This is a genomic window from Salmonella enterica subsp. diarizonae (assembly GCF_008692785.1).
GTDB lineage: Bacteria > Pseudomonadota > Gammaproteobacteria > Enterobacterales > Enterobacteriaceae > Salmonella > Salmonella diarizonae.
The window spans coordinates 26,600-50,175 of record NZ_VXJV01000015.1; the positions used below are offsets into that span (position 1 = coordinate 26,600).

Consider the following 23,576-nt stretch of genomic DNA (forward strand, 5'->3'; position numbering starts at 1 on the left):
ATTATTAACAATAAAAGAAAAGGCCAAAAACGGTCTTTTATTTATATAAAAATAGCCACAAACCACGATTTATGCTCCTTAACGTGGAGCATAACCATAAATAGGTATGCGATAATAGAAAGTCATTTACCCAAAAAGGATATTTATGTATCTATAACTTGTACGGTAAAAAAAATCTCACATATTAAAAACGTCTATTTTTTGCGAAAAAGTATTCATAAATTACATAATAATAACGTCGCTACACGAAACTATTCTGATTGTATTAAGATGATAAGAGCGCAAATCTATAGAAGGGGCATAAGTACTAAGTCTGAGGGGGTGCCAAATCTTCCAGGAAAAATTAGATCATTATGCAATGATGGCGGGTCATCGAGAGTGTTATGAAGGGGCGAGTAACTCACTTCCGGTACAGAAGTGTAACGGTATGCTCTGCCATCTCTCCATCCGAATATCATTCCTATATTTTCACCTCCTCCCTGTCATCTCATTTACTGACAAAACTACCTTATCCAGGAAAGAACTCAGTAAAGCATCAGTACGCCTTGTACTTAATATATTATCGCGTACAAAGGTAGCCGTAGTATCCATCTCTTACGGAGCACGAAAAATGGAGTAAAGCCAGCCGGTAATATTTTAATTGAATAATAAATCTGATTTTATCTTAATAATTTCAGATAGATAGATAAGTATGAATAATACTCAGTGATAATTTTTTACACCGGGAAAGAGAAGCAAAATGCGTCTTTTGAATTTATCGTTTGGAAACGTCAAACAGGAATTGACGATGGTACCTGTTCGATACATGAGAGGAGGGCTAGCACTCTTCGGATAGTGGTCGACGCACAGAAAAATCCATCTACAACTATCCTTTTTCTGACCAGTTGCCTTCCCGCCCAGAGATTCAAACCTAATTCTGAGCGAGAGGCAACCTGAGATTCTTTCAAAACATGAAAATAATGCTTTGATTTAAAAAGATAATCAGAATGGAATGTCGTCGTCAAAATCCATTGGCGGTTCGTTAGACGGCGCTGGCGCGGATTGCTGTGGACGCGACTGCGCGCCGCCGCTGAACTGGTTGCCGCCCTGCGGCTGCTGAGGTTGTTGCGGCTGGCCCCAACCGCTCTGCTGCTGACCGCCTGCCGGTGCGCCGCCGCCCTGGCGACCACCCAGCATCTGCATCACGCCGCCGATCTGCGGAACGTTAATTTCAGTCGTATAGCGTTCCTGACCACTCTGATCGGTCCATTTACGGGTACGCAGTTGACCTTCGATATACACCTGAGAACCTTTACGCAGATATTCGCCGGCCACTTCCGCCAGTTTGCCGAACATCACCACCCGGTGCCATTCCGTTTGCTCTTTCATTTCGCCGGTCTGCTTATCGCGCCAGGATTCAGAAGTAGCCAGCGTTAAGTTGGCGACAGCGCCGCCACTCGGCATATAGCGTACTTCCGGGTCCTGGCCCAGATTACCAACGAGAATCACCTTGTTTACGCCTCTGCTGGCCATGATTGAGTCTCCTGAATACGTTTCATAAATAGTGTAAACGCGTGAGTGTACCATTTCCACGTAGCATTTTAATAGCTGCGATGCAGGTTCCAGTTCACTCGCGCGAACCTCATATTGTTACATACTTTAGCTGAAGATGCATTCCAATACTGTATATTCAAACAGGTTAAATTGTGTCATAATTAGCCGTTTCTGCCGTTTGTCCTTCAAACAAACCAGGCATCCGAGTCTCTACCGGGAAAGGTGAATGGATAAGATCGAAGTTCGGGGCGCCCGCACCCATAATCTCAAAAATATTAACCTCGTCATCCCGCGCGACAAACTGATTGTCGTGACCGGGCTTTCGGGTTCAGGCAAATCCTCACTGGCTTTCGACACTCTGTATGCCGAAGGGCAGCGTCGTTACGTTGAATCGCTCTCCGCTTACGCGCGGCAGTTTTTGTCGCTTATGGAAAAACCGGATGTCGACCATATTGAGGGGCTGTCGCCTGCGATCTCAATTGAACAGAAATCGACATCTCACAACCCGCGCTCTACGGTGGGTACCATTACCGAGATCCACGACTACCTGCGCCTGCTGTTTGCCCGCGTGGGCGAGCCGCGTTGTCCGGATCATGACGTGCCGCTGGCGGCGCAAACCGTTAGCCAGATGGTCGATAACGTGCTGTCACAGCCGGAAGGCAAACGTCTGATGCTGCTGGCGCCGATTATTAAAGAGCGTAAAGGCGAACACACCAAAACGCTGGAAAATCTGGCAAGCCAGGGTTACATTCGCGCCCGTATTGACGGCGAAGTGTGCGATCTCTCCGATCCGCCGAAGCTGGAGCTGCAAAAGAAACACACCATTGAGGTGGTGATCGATCGCTTCAAAGTTCGTAACGATCTTTCCCAACGTTTGGCGGAGTCATTCGAAACGGCGCTGGAATTATCCGGCGGCACGGCGGTTGTTGCCGATATGGACGATGAGAAAGCGGAGGAGCTTCTGTTCTCCGCCAATTTTGCCTGTCCGATTTGCGGCTACAGTATGCGCGAACTGGAGCCGCGTCTGTTCTCGTTCAACAACCCGGCAGGCGCCTGCCCGACCTGTGACGGCCTCGGCGTTCAGCAATATTTCGATCCAGACCGCGTGATCCAGAATCCCGACCTGTCGCTGGCAGGCGGCGCGATTCGTGGTTGGGATCGTCGCAATTTTTACTACTTTCAGATGCTCAAGTCGCTGGCGGAGCACTATAAGTTCGATGTGGATGCGCCGTGGGCAAGCCTCAGCGCCAACGTACACAAAGTCGTGCTGTACGGTTCTGGCAAAGAGAACATCGAATTTAAATATATGAACGATCGCGGCGATACCTCCGTGCGCCGCCATCCATTCGAAGGCGTGCTGCATAATATGGAGCGCCGTTATAAAGAGACGGAATCCAGCGCGGTGCGCGAAGAGCTGGCGAAATTCATCAGTAATCGCCCCTGCGCCAGCTGTGAAGGAACGCGACTGAATCGCGAAGCGCGCCATGTATTTGTGGAAAATACGCCGCTGCCCGCTATTTCCGATATGAGCATCGGCCATGCGATGGATTTTTTCACTAATCTCAAGCTTTCCGGGCAACGGGCAAAAATCGCCGAAAAAGTGCTAAAAGAGATCGGCGATCGCCTCAAGTTTCTGGTAAACGTTGGTCTGAACTATCTCACGCTCTCCCGCTCGGCAGAGACGCTTTCCGGCGGCGAAGCCCAGCGTATTCGTCTGGCGAGCCAGATAGGCGCCGGGTTAGTCGGCGTGATGTATGTGCTGGATGAACCGTCCATCGGTCTGCACCAGCGCGATAATGAGCGGCTGCTGGGTACGCTGATTCATCTGCGCAATCTCGGCAATACCGTGATTGTGGTGGAACACGATGAAGACGCTATCCGCGCCGCCGACCATGTGATTGATATTGGCCCCGGCGCAGGCGTTCACGGCGGCGAGGTGGTGGCGGAAGGCCCGCTGGAAGCCATTATGGCGGTACCGGAATCGCTGACCGGCCAGTACATGAGCGGTAAACGCAAAATTGAAGTGCCGAAACAACGCGTGCCGGCAAATCCAGAAAAAGTGCTCAAACTCACCGGCGCGCGCGGCAACAACCTGAAAGATGTGACCCTTACGCTACCGGTAGGGCTGTTTACCTGTATCACTGGCGTCTCGGGTTCCGGTAAATCGACGCTGATTAACGACACACTGTTCCCCATCGCCCAGCGTCAGCTAAACGGGGCGACGATCGCGGAACCGGCACCGTATCGGGATATTCAGGGACTGGAGCATTTCGATAAAGTGATCGATATCGACCAGAGCCCGATCGGGCGCACCCCGCGTTCCAACCCGGCGACCTACACGGGCGTATTTACCCCGGTTCGCGAGCTGTTTGCTGGTGTGCCGGAGTCTCGCTCACGCGGCTATACCCCAGGACGATTCAGCTTCAACGTGCGCGGCGGTCGTTGCGAGGCGTGCCAGGGCGATGGCGTCATTAAAGTCGAAATGCACTTTCTGCCGGATATTTACGTGCCGTGCGACCAGTGCAAAGGCAAGCGCTATAACCGGGAAACGCTGGAGATTAAGTACAAAGGCAAGACCATCCATGAAGTGCTGGATATGACCATTGAAGAAGCGCGTGAGTTCTTTGATGCGGTTCCGGCGCTGGCGCGTAAGCTGCAAACACTAATGGACGTTGGCCTGACCTATATCCGTCTCGGCCAGTCGGCGACGACGCTTTCCGGCGGCGAGGCCCAGCGCGTGAAGCTGGCGCGCGAACTGTCGAAGCGCGGCACCGGGCAGACGCTGTATATTCTCGACGAGCCGACCACCGGCCTGCACTTTGCCGACATTCAGCAGTTGCTTGACGTTCTGCATCAGTTGCGCGATCAGGGCAACACCATCGTGGTGATCGAACACAACCTGGACGTCATTAAAACGGCTGACTGGATTGTCGACCTCGGCCCGGAAGGCGGCAGCGGCGGCGGCGAAATTCTCGTCTCCGGTACGCCGGAAACCGTGGCGGAGTGTGAGGCGTCGCATACCGCCCGCTTCCTTAAACCTATGCTCAAATAACCTCCACGCCGCTTTCCGAATAACCGGAAAGCGGCATCATTTGCCCCATTTCATCTCATTTTCCCTCATTGAGCATTTGTGATTTGCACGCCGCGTCGCTCAGGCATGTAATAGCGCAAACGGTCTGTTATGGAAACACCATGAAGTTACGCTACGCAATCACACTATTGCTGTGCCTTTTTTTATCCGCCTGTACGCTGCCTGACCGCTTTAGCGCCGTGGCTTTTCACCAATTGACGCTATTACAGGCGCACTCAACCCGCTTCCTGCAGGACGCGGCGCGAATATCGTGGCAAAAAGAGATACTACTCAAGGATGACCGCGATATCCGCCAGACATTTTTTCAGGCTGAGCGGGTCGCCCGTCAACGTGGGGATAAACGCCGGCTCGATAATCTGACTCTGCTGAAAAATCACTATTTGCGTCTCTATGCGCGGGTTATGCAACGTAAGCAACCACTTACTGACATTCAGGCAGAAAGATACCAACAGCAAAATAATCAGGTCTGGAAATTAGCCATACAGGGTGAGTGTCTGCGTTGGGGCGCTCGCTGCACTGAGGGAGATGAAAATGACGTCTATTAACGAAATGCGTAACCTGCTTACCGCCGACCGGGCCGAACATCCTATAGCATCCTCGGCGATTGCCGAATTTATCCAGACGTACAAGCAGGCAAGAGAAGACAGTGACGACGGTATCCGCGAGTCCGCCGCGTTTATCGCCCGCGCGCTTCAGGAACACGCTCGCGGCTGGCTGGACGACGACGATATTATCATTCTGCTGGAAGGACAGCGAGATCTCGCCCGGCTACGCGCTAATAATGCGCAAATCGCCCTCGGCAGCCGTATCCGCTCAACGGTCATCCGCCTCATTGATATCGCCCTGACGTCGTTAGTCGGCGCACTATAATCAGGACTGCGGCAGTTGTTTGCGTTTATCTTCCGACAACGCATTTACCGCCTGCTGATAAGAGGCATCGACCAGATAATAGAGTTGTGAATCCGGCAACGACCCGTCCAGATAGACCGTGCTCCAGTGCGCTTTATTAAGGTGCCGACTCGGTCGTACATCGCTGTGCTGCTGGCGTAACAACTCTGCCAGTTCCGGGCTGGTTTTAAGAGAGGCTGCCGGGCGCCCTTCAACTTCTTTCACCATCGCGAAAAGTACATCTTCCACTTTAATTTGCGTGGCTTTCCAGTCGCTGTGGACGCTCTGCTCTGCGCCAGGTTTTGCCATGCAGTATTGCAGTAATTCCGAAATGGTCATTATCATTCCCCTTGTAGTGTCGCGATGATTTTACGTGAACCGCCGTGAATACGGTGCTCTCCCAACCAGATACCTTGCCACGTTCCTAACTGTAAACGGCCCTGACGCACAGGCAGCAGCAACGATACGCCCAACACTGAGGACTTAATATGCGAAGGCATATCATCCGCCCCTTCGTAATCATGTTCATACGCAGCATTATCGGGAACGGTTTTCAGGAAATGGCGCTCCATATCAGCGCGCACGGTGGGATCGCAGTTTTCGTTTAATGTCAGCGAGGCCGAGGTGTGTAGCAACAACAGATGCAGCAAACCCGTTTCGACAGGCGGTAAGCCAGACAATTTATCGACAATTTCATCTGTTATCAGATGAAACCCGCGCGGCTTCTCGCTCAGTGTAATGGTGCGCTGATACCACATAGGCTGCTCCTTACTAAAAACAAACGTCTCCTGAATAGTGTGCAGCAAGTCCGGAAAAGGTAAAAGCTAGCGGGGCAAGTTTGTGCAAAAATCATGCAAAAAAGGAGAGCCTGTCGCTCTCCTGATTTTTAGTACTCCGAGTTGACAATGACTTCCTCGCCAAACGCTCCTGCCTGCGGCAGCGGTTTGTAGGTGGAGTTAGCAGCGCGCAGGATGCGAATACCGCGGATACCACAATCACGAGCCGCGGTAATATCGTTATCCGAATCGCCGTAGAAGATACGCATATTTTTCTCCTGTAGCCACTGGACTTTCGTATTTTGTCCCGGTTTATCGCCGGCGAAAATCACCGGATTCATATTCGCCGCCGGAATATGGAAGTTATCCGCCAGCGTTTTCGACACGGTTTCCGTTTTCGTCTGACTACGACCAGTGACAAAGTAAATACTGTCACCACGTCGAACATGCATATCAATGAGCTGCCGGGCCACTTCTTTTGGAATACTGAACTCATCCCAGCCGTTGTTCATTTTTTCCCAGAAGGCCGGATTTTTCAGATAATCTTCGCTGTCCGGGGAGTAAGTTTTCTTTCCACGCCAGAACCCGGGGCTGGAAAATAACACGGTATCGTCAATATCAAAGCCGACCGCCATCGGCGGGCGCCCGGTGAGACTGTTTTCAATCTGGGCAACAGAGACCCAATGAACGGGGACTTGTTCCGCGAGTTTTATAACGTTAGTGCCCGGATTGAGCGTCGAAGGAGAGGAAACCAATGCATTCGCGGAACTGTTTAGCGTAAATAATAAACAGACGGCACTCAGTGCCAGGGTCATCTTTTTCATATTTTTCCCTTAAAATTCAAAAAATTATAATTATTAAGCTGAGTCTTTGCTCAAAAAACTATCTGACCATAACGCCAGTAACGGTCGAAAGGAAGAATTATCTGCGGTTTTGTTAGGAAAAAAGAGAATGATCACAACAGCCATTGCCAGGCCGGAGAACGCTGTTAACGCCGTCCGGCCTGAAAATTACATGACAGCGGCAAACGCCTTCGCCACGCGTTGTACATTTGAAGAATTAAGCCCGGCGACGCACATGCGACCGCTGGCTATCAGGTAAACGCCAAACTCATCGCGCAACCGATCGACCTGCTCCGCGCTTAACCCGGTATAGCTGAACATACCGCGCTGCTGTAACAAGTAATCGAAATTGCGGTCAGGCATCTCCGCCTTCAGTACATTCACCAGCATCTGGCGCATTGACACAATGCGGGTACGCATCGCTTCGACTTCCGCCAGCCAACACGCTTTTAACGCCTCATCACCCAGGACCGTAGCGACCACCTGTGCGCCGAAATTCGGCGGACTGGAGTAAATTCGGCGCACAGTTGCTTTTAGCTGCCCCAGAACCCGCGCTGCGATTTCGGCATCTTCACACACCACGGACAGGCCACCAACGCGCTCGCCGTACAGCGAGAAAATCTTCGAAAAAGAGTTACTGACTAACGCAGGCAACCCGGCGCTGGCAATAGCGCGGATAGCGTAAGCATCCTCGTCCATGCCCAGGCCAAACCCCTGATAGGCAATATCAAGGAACGGAATCAGATCGCGCGCTTTCAATATCTCAATCACCGCATCCCATTGCGAAGGCGTTAAATCCGCCCCGGTCGGATTGTGACAACAGGGGTGCAGCAGCACGATACTGCGCGCTGGTAACGTATTCAGCGTGGCCAGCAAATCGTTAAAACGGATGCCGTTAGTCGCGTCGTCATACCAGGGGTAAGTACTTACTTCGAAGCCGGCCCCGGCAAATATCGCAATGTGGTTTTCCCAGGTGGGGTCGCTCACCCATACGCCAGCGTCAGGGAAATAACGTTTCAGGAAATCCGCGCCTACTTTCAGCGCGCCGGAACCGCCTAATGTCTGGATAGTGGCCACACGCTGTTGCTGAAGAACCGGGTGATCGGCGCCAAAGAGCAAAGGCGCGATAGTATGGCGATAAGTATTGAGTCCTTCCATCGGCAGGTACAGCGAGGCGCCATGCGGCTGCGCGTTAAGCCGGGCTTCAGCTTCGGCCACCGCCTTTAGCTGCGGGATAATCCCGCCTTCGTTATAATATAGGCCAATGCTCAGATTCACTTTGTCGTGACGGGAGTCGTCTTTAAAACGCTCCATCAGTGAAAGAATCGGATCGCCGGCATAGGCGTCAACTTTTTGAAACACGCGATGGTTCTCCAGGTTTACAGAGGGCAGGAAATAACACAATAAACCGGAAGGGCGAGAAGATCGAGAGGATGTTGCGGTGGATGCGAATATTGCCGGATGGTGGCGTGAACGTCTTAGCCGACCGACAGCCAATGCGCGATACAGGCCGGATAAACGCGAGCGCCATCCGGCACGCCGCGCATTTAATCAATATACTTCATGGCCACCCTTGAGGTCAGGCGCGTGATAAGTTCGTAAGCACTTACTTTTGTCATTTCAGCGATACGTTCAACCGGCAGACCTTCCCCCCATAAAACCACCGGATCGCCTGCTTTATCCTGCGCGTTTGGCCCCAAATCCACGCAAATCATATCCATCGCCACCCGTCCGACAATCGGGACTTCACGGCCGTTGACCAACACAGGCGTACCGGAAGGCGCCGCACGTGGGTAGCCATCGCCATAGCCCATCGCCACCACGCCCAGGCGCGTATCGCGCTCACTCACCCATGTCCCGCCGTAGCCCACCGGTTCGCCCGCTTTGTGGTCACGCGCCGCGATCAAACTGGAGGTTAAGGACATCACCGGCTGAAAACCAAAATCCGGCCCCCAGGGTTTGTGCTCCAGCGGCGATACGCCATACAAAATGATTCCCGGACGCGCCCAGTCAAAGTGAGACTGCGGCCACAGCAGAATACCGCCAGACGCGGCAATAGAGCGCTGACCGGGTTTGTCCTGACAGAAGGCGTTAAAAATGTCGAGCTGATGTTCGGTAGCGCCGCATTCCGGCTCATCTGCACGGGCAAAATGGCTGACGATATTCACCGGCTGGCGTACATTTTTACAATGCGTCAGACGCTGGTAGAACGCCTCCGCCTCTTCAGGACGCACACCGAGACGATGCATACCGGTATCCAGTTTCATCCAGACCGTCACTGGCTCCGCCAGCTCCACCGCCTCCAGAGCGGCAAGCTGCTCCTGATTATGGACGGCGGTATGCAGATGTTGCGCGGAAATGGTCGGCAGATCGGCGGCGTCGAAAAAACCCTCCAGCAGCAGGATAGGCTGCGTGATCCCGCCCGCTCGCAGACGTAGAGCCTCTTCAAGACGCGCCACGCCAAAAGCGTCAGCATCAGGGAGCGTTCGCGCGGTCTCCAGAAGACCGTGTCCATAAGCGTTCGCTTTCACCACCGCAACCAGCTTACTGGCAGGCGCCAGTTCACGCAGACGTTGCAGGTTGTGTCGCAGAGCGCGGCGGTTAATGACGACTGTTGCCGCTTGCATTTGAATTCCTTGTTAAAAGAATGACGGAGAGTTACTCATCATCGTATTGCGGTCCCGCATAGTTATCGAAGCGCGACCACTGACCGTTGAATGTCAGACGAACCGTACCGATAGGACCGTTACGTTGCTTACCAATAATAATTTCAGCAATGCCTTTTAAATCGCTGTTCTCGTGATAAACCTCATCACGGTAGATAAACATAATTAAGTCGGCATCCTGTTCAATAGAGCCGGATTCACGCAGGTCGGAGTTCACCGGACGTTTATCCGCGCGTTGTTCCAGAGAGCGGTTAAGCTGCGATAGCGCCACGACCGGCACCTGAAGTTCCTTCGCCAGCGCTTTCAACGAGCGAGAAATTTCGGCGATTTCCAGAGTACGGTTATCAGAAAGCGACGGCACGCGCATCAATTGCAGGTAGTCGATCATAATCAGACTTAACCCGCCATGTTCGCGGAAGATACGCCGCGCGCGCGAACGGACTTCTGTCGGCGTAAGACCCGAGGAGTCGTCAATATACATATTGCGTTTCTCCAGCAGAATGCCCATCGTGCCGGAGATTCGCGCCCAGTCTTCATCATCGAGTTGACCGGTACGAATACGTGTCTGATCGACGCGGGACAGCGAGGCCAGCATACGCATCATGATCTGTTCGCCGGGCATCTCCAGACTAAAGATCAGTACCGGTTTATCCTGCAACATCGCCGCATTTTCGCAAAGGTTCATCGCAAATGTGGTTTTACCCATTGAGGGACGCGCCGCGACGATGATCAAATCCGAACGCTGTAACCCTGCCGTCTTTTTATTGAGATCCTGATAGCCGGTATCCACGCCTGTAACGCCATCGTGCGGTTGCTGGAACAACTGCTCAATACGCGCCACGGTAGCGTCGAGAATTTGGTCGATGCTTTTCGGACCTTCGTCTTTGTTGGCGCGGTTTTCCGCGATCTGGAAAACGCGCGACTCCGCCAGATCCAGCAGTTCGTCGCTATTGCGCCCCTGTGGATCGTAACCGGCATCCGCAATTTCATGCGCCACCGCGATCATATCGCGGACCACGGCACGTTCGCGCACAATATCCGCATAAGCGCTGATATTCGCCGCGCTTGGCGTGTTTTTAGACAACTCCGCCAGATAGGCGAAGCCGCCGACGCTGTCCAGTTGGCCCTGCCGCTCCAGCGATTCCGCGAGCGTGATCAGGTCGATAGGACTGCCGCTTTCCTGCAAGCGCCCCATCTCCGTAAAGATATGGCGATGCGGACGGGTGTAAAAATCTTCCGCCACCACGCGCTCGGCCACATCGTCCCAGCGCTCGTTATCCAGCATTAAACCGCCCAACACCGACTGTTCCGCTTCAATCGAGTGCGGCGGCACTTTTATCCCGGCAACCTGCGGATCGCGGTCGCGGGCATCAGTCTGTGGTTTGTTGAAGGGTTTATTTCCTGCCATAGTGAATGGAGTTACCGAGATAGTGATTGGGTCGAAAGATTACCACATTTCTTTTGGAGGAAGCATGGCAACGCGTATTGAATTTCACAAGCATGGTGGTCCGGAAGTGCTTCAAGCCGTGGAGTTTACGCCAACGGAACCGGCGGAACACGAAATCCAGGTTGAGAACAAAGCTATTGGTATCAACTTCATCGACACCTATATCCGTAGCGGACTCTATCCGCCCCCGTCGTTGCCTGCGGGACTGGGAACCGAAGCCGCAGGAGTGGTCAGTAAAGTCGGCAACGGCGTGGAGCACATTCGCGTCGGCGATCGCGTCGTCTACGCGCAGTCAACGCTCGGCGCTTACAGTTCCGTCCATAACGTCCCCGCTGATAAAGCCGCGATTTTACCTGACGCAATTTCCTTCGAACAGGCGGCAGCCTCTTTTCTCAAGGGATTGACCGTTTTTTACCTGTTGCGCAAAACTTATGAAGTGAAACCCGACGAACCTTTCCTGTTTCATGCCGCTGCGGGCGGCGTCGGTCTGATCGCCTGCCAATGGGCAAAAGCGCTGGGCGCGAAGCTTATCGGTACCGTCGGTAGCGCGCAAAAAGCGCAGCGGGCGCTGGACGCTGGCGCCTGGCAGGTGATTAATTACCGTGAGGAGAGCATTGTAGAACGGGTAAAAGAGATCACCGGCGGCAAAAAAGTTCGCGTGGTCTATGACTCCGTGGGGAAAGATACCTGGGAAGCCTCGCTGGACTGCCTGCAACGTCGGGGACTGATGGTCAGTTTCGGCAATGCGTCCGGCCCCGTCACCGGCGTGAACTTAGGTATTCTGAATCAGAAAGGTTCCCTGTATGCCACACGTCCTTCACTACAGGGGTATATTACGACGCGTGAAGAACTGACCGAAGCCAGCAATGAATTGTTCTCATTGATTGCCAGCGGCGTGATTAAAGTCGATGTGGCTGAAAATCAACGTTATGCGTTAAAAGATGCCCGTCGCGCGCATGAAGTGCTGGAAAGTCGAGCCACACAGGGCTCAAGCCTGCTGATTCCGTAATAGCTCTGCAAAGAAATTGGGCTTCCACCTAGGAAGCCCTTTCTTTTTTTGCTCGGCCGTATGTAGGGTACAGCGCGATGAATTCGTTACCTGCGTAATCATGACAGATTTAATAATCGATTCCTATTTGCTTGTGAGGGCAAAGTTTCAGGTTGTGACGAACCGCTCAATACCTTAGTAAAACCGACGGTTATTGCGCTGATACTGTGGGATTTTTGGCCTTTTTACTGCTTTGATCACCCACACCACAGCTACCGCCAGCAGTAGCCACGGTAACAACTTGATCATCAAGGCGAACATCCCGCCCAGGAACATAACGGCAGTCGCCACGACCAGCGCGGCCAGAATGCCCAGCAAGGAGACGCCAGTCACCATTAGCATCAGAAAAAAGCCAAGCACAAAAAGTAGTTCCAGCATAGTCGCTCCCCATAAAGATGGAATTGCCCGGCGGCACGGCGCTTACCGGGTCTACTCAGGAAAATTAAAGCAAAAACCATGCCAATATTTATATTATTGATATATAAAGAAAACTCTCTGCAAATGGGTACAGATCGTGGTGAGATTGACTAATTTTTGGCGAACTTTTAACGCTTGTCTGCCACCAGTTTTAGCGCCTGTTCCAATACACCAACATCCGCGCCAGCTTTATGGGCGTTTTCGCTCAGGTAGCGACGCCATTGCCGCGCGCCTGGAATGCCCTGGAACAACCCCAGAATATGGCGAGTGATATGCCCCAGATACGTTCCCTGGCTCAATTCACGCTCAATATAGGGATATATAGCGCGAACCACCGCAACCGGGTCGGCATCAGTGGTATCGGCGCCAAAAATCTCCCGATCCACCGCGGTCAGTATACCCGGATTCTGGTAAGCTTCGCGGCCAACCATTACGCCATCCATATGGCGCAGGTGCTCCTTCGCCTCTTCCAGCGATTTGATGCCGCCGTTGATGGACATGGTCAAATGCGGAAAATCCCGCTTTAGCTGATATACACGCGGGTAATCCAGCGGCGGGATCTCACGATTTTCTTTCGGGCTTAAGCCAGAAAGCCAGGCTTTGCGCGCATGGATAATAAACATCTCGCATTCGCCCTGACCAGAAACCGTATCGATGAAATCACACAGAAAAGCATAACTGTCCTGATCGTCAATACCAATGCGGGTTTTCACCGTCACCGGAATCGAGACGACATCACGCATGGCTTTAACACAGTCTGCGACCAGTTGCGCATTGCCCATCAAACAGGCGCCAAACATACCATTTTGCACGCGATCGGAGGGGCACCCCACGTTGAGGTTAATTTCATCGTAGCCACGCGCTTCCGCCAGCTTTGCACAATGCGCAAGCTGAGCCGGATCGCTTCCACCAAGCTGTAAGGCGACCGGATGCTCTTCTTCGCTGTAAGCCAGATAGTCACCCTTACCGTGAATAATCGCGCCTGTGGTCACCATTTCGGTGTAGAGCAGCGTCTGGCGAGACAGTAAACGCAGGAAATAGCGGCAATGTCTGTCCGTCCAGTCGAGCATAGGAGCCACACTAAACCTGCCACTCCAGTGATTGTCAGTATTTTCAGATAGTGCGCTGGTTTGGCTGGTTTTTAGCATTTCAAGATTACCGTGCATTTTTTGACATTTACGTTTATTTCTCGTATCCGGTTTCTGCCCAAACGGTCATACGCATGGGAAACGGAAAGAGTGAGATACTGGAATGGCATACTATAACATAGAGAAACGACTGAAATCCGATGATGAGCCATGCTACCCCAGCACAGCGTTGCTCAAGGAGAAAAGCGTCATCATAACTGCTCACGATTTACCGCAAAAATATGCTGTTCAGCCCGGAGAATAACAGGCGTTTCGGGGTGAAAAAATCGTCACAGATATCCTTTCGGGTTAACTAACTGGAACCTACGGCTTTCCCGTTCTGCATCGAAATATCTCGAAGCCTCGTCACGTACCCTCTACCCCTTCCATTGGTATCACGAAGATTCCAGTAATATTTTGTTTAGAACTCAATGATTACCTTTATCGCTTTTTCATTAGCTGCATGTTTAAAAACATCATAGGCTTTCTCAATAGCGTTAAATTTAAAATGATGCGTTACCAGTTTTTCTGTCTGGAGCCTTCCTGAACAACAATTACTCATCAGTAAACCTATCGTATTGGTATTGACTAAACCCGTTGTGATCGTCATGTTTTTACTCCACAGTTTTTCTATAGAAAATTTAACAGGTTTTCCGTGAACACCAACATTAGCTAAATTGCCGCCTTCCTTAATAATACTTTGGCAAATATTCCAGGTTGGCTCAATACCTACAGCTTCAATGGCGCAGTCAACGCCACGCTGTTGGGTCAATGCCATAATATTATTAATAGCATCCTCCTTCTCTGGATTTATCGTATAATGAGCCCCCATTTCTTTAGCCATTGTTAAACGGTTATCATCTATATCTATCATTATTATATTAGAAGGAGAGTAAAGTTGTGAGGTTAACAGACAACTCATCCCTACAGGGCCAGCCCCAACTATAGCTACCGTATCGCCTGGTTTTATCTCTCCATTTAAAACGCCGATTTCATGCCCTGTTGGTAAGGCATCAGATAACAAAACACCGGTATCTTCATTAAGGTTTTCGGGCAATAAATATAATGAGTTATCTGCATAAGGGACACGGACATACTCCGCCTGCGTTCCATCAATCATATAACCCATGATCCACCCCCCTTCATTTTGACAGTGAGAATAAAGTTGTTTCTGGCAATTTTCACAAGAACCACACCGACTGATACAGGAAATAATAACTTTGTCTCCTTTTTTAAATTTTGTTACAGATGATCCGATCTCTTCTATAACACCCACACCCTCATGCCCCAGAATTCGACCATCAAACGTGCCGAACTTGTTCAGTGCGATCTCCTGAATCTCAGGGTTTTTTCCTTTAAGTATTCCAAGATCTGTCCCACAGATTGTGGTCTTAACCATCCGGATAATAACATCACCCGAATTAAGGAGCTGCGGCTTTTGACGCTCTTCAAAACGAATATCATGCTCGCCATAATAGACCATCGCTTTCATGGAAATACTCCTTTTGGTTGTTGCAAAATTGTACTGTAATGGTTAATTTATAAGACTTTTGTGGAAGCCCCCTAACTTTGAAAAAAATCTGTCGAAACTTATTCTATTTTTATAATCTGTTGATACTATGGGGAGTGTGGTTAGCGGGCATTTTTAAACGACAAGACAATCATTCAAGTAATGATAGCGTATAACTCATTAAATTATAAAGAATCCACTTCACCAGATAGCGCAACCTGAATGACAAAGAGATAATATTAACTATTCATTTGCTCATACTATGCAAGATGTGTTTCTTATTTTATAAGATAGAATTGTGCTGCATATTCGTCATGTTGAAGACAATAGTCCTTAATAGATACAGTAGCCACACGGCGAATAAAGATTATGCGGTGAAAAAAGCTCTGCTATGGCATAACGCTAAACCGGAGGCATTACACCTCCGGTGAAAACGCCTCAGAATGTCATCGTAAGCTGCACGCCCGCCCCCCAGGTTTCATCTTCGCCGTACAGCCCCATTAAATCGAGATGTACGCGGTTAAAGGGCGCAAAGCCAAGACCGCCAGTAACCACATTGCTATCATTATTTTTCACATCCGCACGATACCCTGCGCGCACTGCCAGCCATGATAACGGACGGACTTCAGCGCCAACGCCAACGTACTGTGAATTGTCTTCGCTCTTAAAGCCTTTCGTTTCCGTCAGATCGCCATCGGCGCTTACGGTCAGCAAATCGTTATGCCATGCGACGCCCGCAGTGACCAGGGGGCGGATTTGGTATGTATCTTTATAGTTGGTAGTTTCTCCCGTCATACCATTGGTAATATAAATATCTTTCGTATCGATATCGCGAGATACCAGATTTTGCCCGCTCAGCCCCAACGTCCAGTTTTCACCGACATCGGCAGCAAGCCCCGCATCAACGTTAAAGCCAGTATCGTCATTACGATAACGGCTGCTATTCCAGTCGCTACTGTCGTAGTTATAAATTGACATGGTGTAGTTATAGAGCCAGGTTTTTTGCAGTTTTGGCGTAACGCCAATGGAAACAGGCACGTCGCCCACCGCAAACTGCTTCGCCAGCGCAATACCGTAGTCAGACACAATCGCTACCCGCCCCGACGCGGTAGAGTTTAAATGCTTTGTAATTTCATCAGACCCCAGCAGGGCAGCGCGTCCTGCTTCACGAAGCGCGATACTTTCATCATGCTGGATATCGCGCAGGTACTGAATATCGTTCTGATCAATGGACGAACTCACGCGCCCATGCGCATAACCTTTGGCGATAAACGCCACGGAAAGCGTTTGTCCTGGAATACTTACCGCCAACCCGGCGCCGGCATTGGCACGGGCGGTTTTTCCGTTGAGATATTCCAGCTCATCGGCCAAATCGCGCGCGGCCCCCTGAAATTGATTCAGCACGCCGCGCGGATTGAGCAGAATTTGCCCCAGCGTAAGATTATCGACGACCTCATCGTAGTAATCCACTTTATCGCTGATATCATCAATTTCATCCTGGAGATTGTCTTTATCGGTAATCTGGACGCCGATTGCAGGAAGGACAACAGTGATATTGTCTTCCGGTTTGGCTTTTGCCAGTAATGCCGGGTTTAACAGTACTCCGCTGCCATAATTCGCGGACGCTACGCCCGTCCCGCCCATTGCGTCATTACGCGCTTCTGTCCAGGTATTGGCGGCGCTCGCCTGCTTTGCCATACAAAGCGAGACCGCGATAGCAATTAGTGAAAGTTTGACGTCTTTGTTCACAGTTAGCCCATTTTATTATCAGGTGAAGTAATCTCTCCGCCACGTCTTGCAGGGCAGAGGCGAACTATTGCTGTGAAATAGTGATATTAAAGCCTGTTGTTATAATATCGGCCCTCATTATGTATAGATGAGAATACTGATCCGGAAAAGCTTAGCAGGCGATATATTGTTGCGGGGTAATTTCAGAGTTTTAAGCAGCTCGTGGTAAAGTAGCAGATTAGACTTTCATGCCATTCGAGGTGCTACATGGAAAAGACCACAACGCAAGAGTTACTGGCGCAAGCTGAAAAACTCTGTGCGCAGCGCAACGTGCGCCTGACGCCTCAGCGCCTCGAAGTGCTGCGCCTGATGAGCCAACAGCAGGGCGCGATCAGCGCATACGATCTGCTCGATTTGCTGCGCGAAACGGAACCACAGGCCAAACCGCCCACCATCTACCGCGCGTTGGATTTTTTGCTTGAACAGGGGTTTGTCCATAAAGTGGAATCCACCAATAGTTACGTGGTTTGCCACCTGTTCGATCAGCCAACGCACAGCTCGGCCATGTTTATCTGCGATCGTTGCGGCGTGGTGAAGGAAGAGTGTGCAGAGGGCGTGGAAGACATCATGCATACGCTGGCGGCTAAAATGGGATTTGCGCTACGACATAACGTTATCGAGGCGCACGGCCTGTGCCCCGAGTGCGTAGAAGTGGAAGCGTGCCGCCATCCGGGTGAGTGCAGTCACGACCACTCGGTGCTGGTGAAGAAAAAACCGCGCTAGCCAAAACGGGAAACGGGCGACAATAGAGAGGGTGCCGCCCGCATTCATAAGCAAACAGTGGGAAGCACATCCATGTACTCCTGGTAGGGGAAAACGTATTACCAGCGATAGTTGTTACGGGTTTCCCAGTCAACAACCTCTTTTTCCGCCTGATCTTTCTGGTAACCGTAACGCTCCTGGATTTTACCTACCAGCTGATCGCGTTTACCTTCGATAACGGTCATATCGTCATCGGTCAGTTTGCCCCATTGTTCTTTCATTTTACCTTTAAACTGTTTCCAGTTACCGCCGGCTTCGTCTTTATTCATCATCTTGTCCTCATCATTCGGTTAGGAATAGCAAGTGTTATTCGCCCAAATGCACTGCAATTTCTGCTGGACGTGATAGTAATTGTAGGCAGGAATTCGGACTTCGGTTTTATATTCAGAATTTTTAACCGTCACGATCTGGCAAACCATGTACCCTCGCGCCAGTGACGACGCCAGATAAGGGCCAACGACAGACCGCGAAGCGCCAGAAACACGGTTAATGCCAGCCATAAACCATGATTTCCTAATACCGGCAGGGCGAAGAGCGTTAGCGCAAATCCTCCCGCAGCGACCGCCATGCTATTGCGCATTTCGGCGGCGCGCGTCGCGCCAATAAACATGCCGTCAAGCAGATAGCACCATACGCCCACCAGCGGTAATACCACCTGCCAGAGAAGATACCGATCCGCCAGTAGCTGTATTTGCGGCAATGAGGTCAGTAACGCGACAATATGTTCGCCTGCCAGGGCATAGACTGTGGAAAACAACAAGGCCACAATTCCTGACTGGCGACACGCCGCTCGCCAGACATCCAGTAGCTTGCTACCGTCACGCGCGCCGTAAGCCTGACCGGAGTGCGCTTCTACCGCATAAGCAAAGCCGTCCAGCGCATAGGCCGTAAAGGTGAGTAATGTCATCAGTACTGCATTTACTGCGATAATATCGCTGCCCAGCCGCGCGCCTGACACCGTGATTGCGCCAAAACAAAGCTGAAGGAGCAATGAGCGCAGCATGATATCGCGATTGAGCGCCAAAAGACGGCGCACGTTGCCGCGCCAGGCCTGTTTTAGCATATCCAGCGACACGCCGCGGAGATGGAGAACTTTACGCACCATCATGAAGCCGATCAGTAACGTGGCATATTCTGCGATGACCGTCGCCAGGGCGGCGCCCTGCACGCTCATATGAAGCCCCATCACCAGCCACAGGTCGAGCGTGATGTTGAGGATATTGCCCACGACCAACAAGATAACGGGTGCCCGCGCATACTGGACGCCTAACAGCCAACCGAGCAGCACCAGATTCGCCAGTGACGCGGGAGCGCTTAGCCAACGAATTTCAAGGAATTGTCTCGCCTGTACCAGGACAGCGTCGTTCCCGCCGACAATATGTAAAGCCAGCTCGATAAGCGGCGTGCGAAATAGCACAATCATCACGCCAGCGCCCAGCGCCAGTAACAACGGCTGAATGAGCGCCCGGGCTAACGCCAGTGGATTTTTGGCGCCAAATGCCTGCGCCGTTAGCCCGGTAGTACTCATACGTAGAAATAGCAGCAGCATGAAAAGAAAGCTGGTGGCAGTCGCGCCCACCGCCACACCGCCCAGGTAAACCGGGCTGTCCAGATGACCAATCACCGCCGTATCGACCAGTCCCAGTAAGGGAACGGTGATGTTAGAGAAAATCATCGGCAACGCAAGACGCCAGAGAGCTTTATCAGAAGAGGTAAAAAACGGCATGGAGAAAAGCCTGACAAGGAGTTAAACGAAACGTGCGCATTGCCGGATGGCAGCGTAACACCTTATCCGGCCTACAAATTAATCATTTCAGCAACTGCATTCCCGTAGGCCTGATAAGCACAGCGCCATCAGGCTACAAGATTGCCGGATGGCGGCGTACAAGGAGATTAAGAGATTACAACCATTCCCCGTTGCGAATAACACCTACCGCCAGCCCTTCAATCGTAAAGCTTTGCTCGCGCAGATCCACCACTATCGGTGTAAACTCGCTGTTTTCCGGCAGCAGCTCCACTTTATTGCCCTGCTTTTTCAGGCGTTTTACTGTCACTTCATCGTCAATGCGAGCGACAACCACCTGGCCATTGCGCACGTCCTGCGTTTTATGTACCGCCAGCAAATCCCCATCCATAATACCGATGTCTTTCATCGACATACCGCTCACGCGCAGCAGGAAATCGGCGCTGGGTTTGAATAAAGAAGGATCGACCTGATAATGGCCTTCAATATGCTGCTGCGCCAGAAGCGGCTCGCCCGCCGCGACACGCCCGACAAGCGGTAATCCGTCCTCTTCTTCCTGTAACAGACGGATGCCTCGCGATGCGCCGGAAACGATTTCAAGCACCCCTTTGCGCGCCAGCGCTTTAAGGTGTTCTTCCGCAGCGTTTGGGGAACGGAACCCCAAACGCTGCGCGATTTCCGCACGCGTCGGTGGCATACCTGTCTGGCTGATGTGATCCCGAATGAGATCAAACACCTCTTGTTGCCTGGCCGTTAACGCTTTCATTCCGCCCCCTGGGTGTATATACAGTCATGCTGTGAGTATATACAGTTAAAGGTGATTTTGGAACCACAAACGGCGCAAAAAACAAGAGATTTATAAAATTTGGAACCTTTATCGAAAATGTGACCATAACAGGATGCCCCAGGTCATCAGGGCAACGAAAATAGACAGCAGTACCGCAGCCGATCCCATATCTTTCGCGCGGCCGGAAAGCTCATGGTATTCAGAACCAATGCGATCAACGACCGCTTCAATAGCGCTGTTGAGGATTTCAACAATCATGATAAGTAAAACGGAACCTATCAATAACACACGGGTAATCGCATCCACATCCAGCCAGCAGGCGATGACGACGCCCAGCAATACCGCGAGGCTTTCCTGGCGAAACGCAGCTTCGTGAGTCCATGCGGCGCGAAATCCTTTCCAGGAATACCCTGCCGCTTTGATAATTCTGGTAAATCCAGTGGTATTATTGGCCATCAAAAGAACCTTTTTACATTATTAACGTCAATGACATTATACGGTTGCCCCGCACGATTTGGACTACCGTAACGCAGCGCGAAGTATGACGGGATACAACAGAAATTCGCTAAACTTTCTGATATCCTTGCAGCGCATTTGCATTATTAACCAGAGGCTTTACATCGTTTATGTCCGGCTGGCCACGAATTTACTACAAATTACTGAATTTACCATTAAGCATACTGGTAAAAAGCAAGTCTATTCCGGCGGAACCCGCTCAGGAATTGGGACTCGATACTTCTCGTCCCATTATGTATGTCTTGCCATACAACTCAAAAGCGGACTTACTGACGCTGCGCGCTCAATGTCTGGCGCACGATCTCCCGGATCCGCTGGAGCCGCTGGAGATCGACGGCGCGCTGTTGCCGCGCTATGTATTTATTCACGGCGGCCCGCGCGTCTTTACGTATTACACGCCAAAAGAAGAGTCGGTGAAACTTTTTCACGATTATCTCGATCTGCATCGTAGTAATCCGGCTTTGGACGTGCAGATGGTGCCCGTTTCCGTGATGTTTGGCCGCGCGCCGGGTCGTGAAAAGGGAGAAGAGAACCCGCCTCTACGTATGCTGAACGGCGTACAGAAATTTTTTGCCATCTCCTGGCTGGGTCGCGATAGCTTTGTCCGATTCTCGCCGTCCGTCTCATTACGTCGCATGGCTGATGAACACGGCACCGATAAAATCATCGCACAGAAACTGGCGCGCGTGGCGCGTATGCACTTTGCTCGCCAGCGCCTGGCGGCTGTTGGCCCACGCCTGCCCGCCCGTCAGGATCTATTTAACAAACTGCTGGCCTCGAAAGCTATCGCCCGCGCGGTAGAAGACGAAGCGCGCAGTAAGAAAATCTCTCATGAAAAAGCGCAGCAAAACGCCATTGCGCTGATGGAAGAGATCGCGGCGAACTTCTCTTACGAGATGATTCGTTTGACCGACAGGATTTTGGGGTTTACCTGGAACCGGCTTTACCAGGGGATTAACGTGCATAACGCCGAGCGCGTACGCCAACTGGCGCACGACGGGCATGAAATCGTCTATGTGCCCTGTCACCGCAGCCATATGGACTATTTGCTCCTTTCTTATGTGCTGTACCATCAGGGACTGGTTCCGCCGCATATTGCCGCCGGTATCAACCTTAACTTCTGGCCCGCTGGCCCGATTTTCCGCCGTCTGGGCGCGTTCTTTATTCGTCGCACCTTTAAGGGGAATAAACTCTATTCCACCGTCTTTCGCGAATATCTGGGCGAGCTGTTCAGCCGCGGCTACTCCGTAGAATATTTTGTCGAAGGAGGACGTTCGCGTACCGGACGTTTGTTAGATCCGAAAACCGGCACACTGTCGATGACTATCCAGGCGATGCTGCGCGGCGGTACCCGTCCAATTACGTTAGTGCCTATTTACATCGGCTATGAGCACGTCATGGAAGTGGGAACCTATGCTAAAGAACTGCGCGGCGCGACAAAAGAGAAAGAGAGTCTGCCGCAGATGCTGCGCGGTCTGAGCAAGCTGCGCAATCTGGGTCAGGGCTACGTTAACTTTGGCGAACCGATGCCGCTTATGACGTACCTGAATCAGCATGTGCCGGAGTGGCGCGAATCTATCGACCCTATAGAGGCAATACGCCCGGCCTGGCTGACGCCGACGGTAAATAGTATCGCCGCCGATCTGATGGTGCGTATTAACAACGCTGGCGCGGCAAACGCGATGAACCTGTGTTGTACCGCGCTGTTGGCGTCGCGTCAGCGCTCGCTCACCCGCGAGCAGCTTACCGAGCAGCTCGATTGTTATCTCGATCTGATGCGCAATGTCCCTTATTCTACGGACTCAACCGTTCCTGCCGCCAGCGCTGACGAGCTCATCGCTCACGCGCTGCAGATGAATAAGTTTGAGGTCGAGAAAGACACCATTGGCGATATCATCATCCTGCCGCGCGAGCAGGCAGTGTTGATGACCTACTATCGCAACAACATCGCGCATATGTTGATTATGCCTTCGCTGATGGCGGCGATTATCACCCAGCATCGCCGCATTTCGCGTGATGCGTTGCAGCAGCATGTTGAAGCGCTCTATCCGATGTTAAAAGCGGAGCTGTTCCTGCGCTGGGAGCGCGAGGAGTTAGCTGCGGTGATTGACGCACTGGCCAGTGAAATGCAGCGTCAGGGGCTGATTACCGTGCAGGACGACGAACTGCATATCAACCCGGCGCATTCCCGTACGCTGCAACTGCTGGCGGCGGGCGCGCGCGAAACGCTACAGCGTTATGCCATTACGTTCTGGCTGTTGAGCGCCAATCCGTCCATCAACCGCAGTACGCTGGAGAAAGAAAGCCGTACCGTGGCGCAACGTCTGTCTGTCCTGCACGGTATTAACGCGCCGGAGTTTTTCGACAAGGCGGTGTTCAGTTCATTAGTGCTAACGCTACGGGATGAGGGCTATATCAGTGATACCGGCGATGCCGAACCAGCAGAAACGATGAAGATATATCAGATGCTTGCCGATCTGATTACCTCTGATGTCCGTCTGACGATTGAAAGCGCGACGCAGGGCGAGTAAGCCAGCGCCTGAAATGCCCGATGACGCAAGCTTATCGGGCGACTGATATGACGTATTGAAAATTTTGGGTTTGCAGGCCGGGTAAGGCGTAGCCGCCGCCCGG

At 51.7% G+C, this 23,576-nt stretch carries 22 protein-coding genes and 1 pseudogene; 7 read left to right on the top strand and 16 right to left on the bottom strand.

Annotated features, from left to right (window positions below):
- Positions 1-981: 981 nt before the first annotated feature.
- The gene (ssb1, locus tag F4V72_RS22340; protein WP_023246297.1) at positions 982-1,512 is read right to left on the bottom strand and encodes a single-stranded DNA-binding protein SSB1; all 531 of its coding nucleotides are present in this window, start codon (positions 1,510-1,512) and stop codon (positions 982-984) included.
- Between the two features lie 247 nt (positions 1,513-1,759).
- Between ssb1 and uvrA the strand changes: the two genes are divergently transcribed.
- The 3 genes from uvrA to F4V72_RS22355 all read left to right on the top strand — a co-directional run bounded on the left by uvrA (position 1,760) and on the right by F4V72_RS22355 (position 5,494).
- Positions 1,760-4,585: an excinuclease ABC subunit UvrA gene (gene uvrA / locus F4V72_RS22345; RefSeq protein WP_000357725.1), complete on the top strand. Its 2,826-nt coding sequence runs from the start codon at positions 1,760-1,762 to the stop codon at positions 4,583-4,585.
- A gap of 140 nt (positions 4,586-4,725) precedes the next feature.
- Positions 4,726-5,169: a hypothetical protein gene (locus tag F4V72_RS22350; RefSeq protein WP_070804314.1), complete on the top strand. Its 444-nt coding sequence runs from the start codon at positions 4,726-4,728 to the stop codon at positions 5,167-5,169.
- The gene (locus F4V72_RS22355; RefSeq protein WP_053508380.1) at positions 5,156-5,494 is read left to right on the top strand and encodes a hypothetical protein; all 339 of its coding nucleotides are present in this window, start codon (positions 5,156-5,158) and stop codon (positions 5,492-5,494) included. Before F4V72_RS22350 ends, F4V72_RS22355 begins: the two co-directional genes overlap by 14 nt.
- On the opposite strand, the gene F4V72_RS22360 is transcribed toward F4V72_RS22355, so the two are convergent.
- The 6 genes from F4V72_RS22360 to dnaB form a co-directional block, all read right to left on the bottom strand.
- On the bottom strand, positions 5,495-5,851 hold the full coding sequence (locus tag F4V72_RS22360; RefSeq protein ID WP_000155666.1) for an MmcQ/YjbR family DNA-binding protein: 357 nt from the start codon (positions 5,849-5,851) through the stop codon (positions 5,495-5,497).
- 2 nt (positions 5,852-5,853) lie between these two features.
- Positions 5,854-6,270 carry a secondary thiamine-phosphate synthase enzyme YjbQ gene (locus tag F4V72_RS22365; protein WP_053508377.1) on the bottom strand — a complete coding sequence of 139 codons (417 nt, stop codon included), beginning with the start codon at positions 6,268-6,270 and terminating at the stop codon, positions 5,854-5,856.
- Between the two features lie 128 nt (positions 6,271-6,398).
- The gene (gene aphA / locus F4V72_RS22370) at positions 6,399-7,112 is read right to left on the bottom strand and encodes an acid phosphatase AphA (protein WP_053508376.1); all 714 of its coding nucleotides are present in this window, start codon (positions 7,110-7,112) and stop codon (positions 6,399-6,401) included.
- Positions 7,113-7,298: 186 nt separating this feature from the next.
- Positions 7,299-8,492, bottom strand: a complete 1,194-nt coding sequence (gene tyrB / locus F4V72_RS22375) for an aromatic amino acid transaminase (protein WP_023246291.1) — start codon at positions 8,490-8,492, stop codon at positions 7,299-7,301.
- 185 nt (positions 8,493-8,677) lie between these two features.
- Positions 8,678-9,757, bottom strand: coding sequence for an alanine racemase (gene alr, locus F4V72_RS22380; protein ID WP_085348031.1), 1,080 nt, complete (start codon positions 9,755-9,757; stop codon positions 8,678-8,680).
- A 31-nt stretch (positions 9,758-9,788) separates the two neighbouring features.
- On the bottom strand, positions 9,789-11,204 hold the full coding sequence (gene dnaB, locus F4V72_RS22385; protein WP_000918353.1) for a replicative DNA helicase: 1,416 nt from the start codon (positions 11,202-11,204) through the stop codon (positions 9,789-9,791).
- A 64-nt stretch (positions 11,205-11,268) separates the two neighbouring features.
- Between dnaB and F4V72_RS22390 the strand changes: the two genes are divergently transcribed.
- Entirely contained in the window at positions 11,269-12,252 is a 984-nt protein-coding gene (locus tag F4V72_RS22390; protein ID WP_053508373.1) for a quinone oxidoreductase, read from the top strand.
- 174 nt (positions 12,253-12,426) lie between these two features.
- Here the strand turns inward: F4V72_RS22390 and pspG are convergent, their stop codons facing one another.
- Positions 12,427-12,669: an envelope stress response protein PspG gene (gene pspG / locus F4V72_RS22395; RefSeq protein ID WP_023246287.1), complete on the bottom strand. Its 243-nt coding sequence runs from the start codon at positions 12,667-12,669 to the stop codon at positions 12,427-12,429.
- A 167-nt stretch (positions 12,670-12,836) separates the two neighbouring features.
- Positions 12,837-13,874, bottom strand: a complete 1,038-nt coding sequence (dusA, locus tag F4V72_RS22400; RefSeq protein ID WP_136058559.1) for a tRNA dihydrouridine(20/20a) synthase DusA — start codon at positions 13,872-13,874, stop codon at positions 12,837-12,839.
- Positions 13,875-13,959: 85 nt separating this feature from the next.
- Here dusA and F4V72_RS24565 point away from each other — a divergent pair.
- Positions 13,960-14,049: pseudogene (locus F4V72_RS24565) on the top strand (integrase); the annotation flags it as partial.
- Positions 14,050-14,256: 207 nt separating this feature from the next.
- Here F4V72_RS24565 and F4V72_RS22410 read toward each other — a convergent pair.
- Entirely contained in the window at positions 14,257-15,327 is a 1,071-nt protein-coding gene (locus F4V72_RS22410) for a zinc-dependent alcohol dehydrogenase family protein (protein ID WP_136058560.1), read from the bottom strand.
- 456 nt (positions 15,328-15,783) lie between these two features.
- Positions 15,784-17,094 carry a conjugal transfer protein TraF gene (locus tag F4V72_RS22415; protein WP_079836931.1) on the bottom strand — a complete coding sequence of 437 codons (1,311 nt, stop codon included), beginning with the start codon at positions 17,092-17,094 and terminating at the stop codon, positions 15,784-15,786.
- 246 nt (positions 17,095-17,340) lie between these two features.
- Between F4V72_RS22415 and zur the strand changes: the two genes are divergently transcribed.
- Positions 17,341-17,856, top strand: coding sequence for a zinc uptake transcriptional repressor Zur (gene zur, locus F4V72_RS22420; RefSeq protein WP_023246283.1), 516 nt, complete (start codon positions 17,341-17,343; stop codon positions 17,854-17,856).
- A 98-nt stretch (positions 17,857-17,954) separates the two neighbouring features.
- Here the strand turns inward: zur and F4V72_RS22425 are convergent, their stop codons facing one another.
- The 5 genes from F4V72_RS22425 to F4V72_RS22445 all read right to left on the bottom strand — a co-directional run bounded on the left by F4V72_RS22425 (position 17,955) and on the right by F4V72_RS22445 (position 20,882).
- On the bottom strand, positions 17,955-18,164 hold the full coding sequence (locus F4V72_RS22425; RefSeq protein ID WP_001030592.1) for a CsbD family protein: 210 nt from the start codon (positions 18,162-18,164) through the stop codon (positions 17,955-17,957).
- Between the two features lie 21 nt (positions 18,165-18,185).
- Complete coding sequence (locus F4V72_RS22430; RefSeq protein ID WP_077918392.1) at positions 18,186-18,299, bottom strand: hypothetical protein; 114 nt, start codon at positions 18,297-18,299, stop codon at positions 18,186-18,188.
- Positions 18,296-19,621: an MATE family efflux transporter DinF gene (gene dinF, locus F4V72_RS22435; RefSeq protein WP_079796708.1), complete on the bottom strand. Its 1,326-nt coding sequence runs from the start codon at positions 19,619-19,621 to the stop codon at positions 18,296-18,298. Before dinF ends, F4V72_RS22430 begins: the two co-directional genes overlap by 4 nt.
- A gap of 175 nt (positions 19,622-19,796) precedes the next feature.
- Entirely contained in the window at positions 19,797-20,405 is a 609-nt protein-coding gene (gene lexA / locus F4V72_RS22440; RefSeq protein WP_000646079.1) for a transcriptional repressor LexA, read from the bottom strand.
- A 108-nt stretch (positions 20,406-20,513) separates the two neighbouring features.
- A complete protein-coding gene (locus tag F4V72_RS22445; RefSeq protein ID WP_023246281.1) occupies positions 20,514-20,882 on the bottom strand; it encodes a diacylglycerol kinase in 369 nt (122 codons plus the stop codon).
- Between the two features lie 170 nt (positions 20,883-21,052).
- Between F4V72_RS22445 and plsB the strand changes: the two genes are divergently transcribed.
- Positions 21,053-23,473, top strand: a complete 2,421-nt coding sequence (plsB, locus tag F4V72_RS22450; protein ID WP_023246280.1) for a glycerol-3-phosphate 1-O-acyltransferase PlsB — start codon at positions 21,053-21,055, stop codon at positions 23,471-23,473.
- Positions 23,474-23,576 lie beyond the last annotated feature (103 nt).

Excerpts from the sequence above, each read along its gene's own strand:
- ssb1 (WP_023246297.1), bottom strand. The coding sequence starts at position 1,512 with ATGGCCAGCAGAGGCGTAAACAAGGTGATTCTCGTTGGTAATCTGGGC.
- uvrA (WP_000357725.1), top strand. The coding sequence starts at position 1,760 with ATGGATAAGATCGAAGTTCGGGGCGCCCGCACCCATAATCTCAAAAAT.
- F4V72_RS22350 (WP_070804314.1), top strand. The coding sequence starts at position 4,726 with ATGAAGTTACGCTACGCAATCACACTATTGCTGTGCCTTTTTTTATCC.
- F4V72_RS22355 (WP_053508380.1), top strand. The coding sequence starts at position 5,156 with ATGACGTCTATTAACGAAATGCGTAACCTGCTTACCGCCGACCGGGCC.
- F4V72_RS22360 (WP_000155666.1), bottom strand. The coding sequence starts at position 5,851 with ATGACCATTTCGGAATTACTGCAATACTGCATGGCAAAACCTGGCGCA.
- F4V72_RS22365 (WP_053508377.1), bottom strand. The coding sequence starts at position 6,270 with ATGTGGTATCAGCGCACCATTACACTGAGCGAGAAGCCGCGCGGGTTT.
- aphA (WP_053508376.1), bottom strand. The coding sequence starts at position 7,112 with ATGAAAAAGATGACCCTGGCACTGAGTGCCGTCTGTTTATTATTTACG.
- alr (WP_085348031.1), bottom strand. The coding sequence starts at position 9,757 with ATGCAAGCGGCAACAGTCGTCATTAACCGCCGCGCTCTGCGACACAAC.
- dnaB (WP_000918353.1), bottom strand. The coding sequence starts at position 11,204 with ATGGCAGGAAATAAACCCTTCAACAAACCACAGACTGATGCCCGCGAC.
- F4V72_RS22390 (WP_053508373.1), top strand. The coding sequence starts at position 11,269 with ATGGCAACGCGTATTGAATTTCACAAGCATGGTGGTCCGGAAGTGCTT.
- pspG (WP_023246287.1), bottom strand. The coding sequence starts at position 12,669 with ATGCTGGAACTACTTTTTGTGCTTGGCTTTTTTCTGATGCTAATGGTG.
- dusA (WP_136058559.1), bottom strand. The coding sequence starts at position 13,874 with ATGCACGGTAATCTTGAAATGCTAAAAACCAGCCAAACCAGCGCACTA.
- F4V72_RS22410 (WP_136058560.1), bottom strand. The coding sequence starts at position 15,327 with ATGAAAGCGATGGTCTATTATGGCGAGCATGATATTCGTTTTGAAGAG.
- zur (WP_023246283.1), top strand. The coding sequence starts at position 17,341 with ATGGAAAAGACCACAACGCAAGAGTTACTGGCGCAAGCTGAAAAACTC.
- F4V72_RS22425 (WP_001030592.1), bottom strand. The coding sequence starts at position 18,164 with ATGAATAAAGACGAAGCCGGCGGTAACTGGAAACAGTTTAAAGGTAAA.
- dinF (WP_079796708.1), bottom strand. The coding sequence starts at position 19,621 with ATGCCGTTTTTTACCTCTTCTGATAAAGCTCTCTGGCGTCTTGCGTTG.
- lexA (WP_000646079.1), bottom strand. The coding sequence starts at position 20,405 with ATGAAAGCGTTAACGGCCAGGCAACAAGAGGTGTTTGATCTCATTCGG.
- F4V72_RS22445 (WP_023246281.1), bottom strand. The coding sequence starts at position 20,882 with ATGGCCAATAATACCACTGGATTTACCAGAATTATCAAAGCGGCAGGG.
- plsB (WP_023246280.1), top strand. The coding sequence starts at position 21,053 with ATGTCCGGCTGGCCACGAATTTACTACAAATTACTGAATTTACCATTA.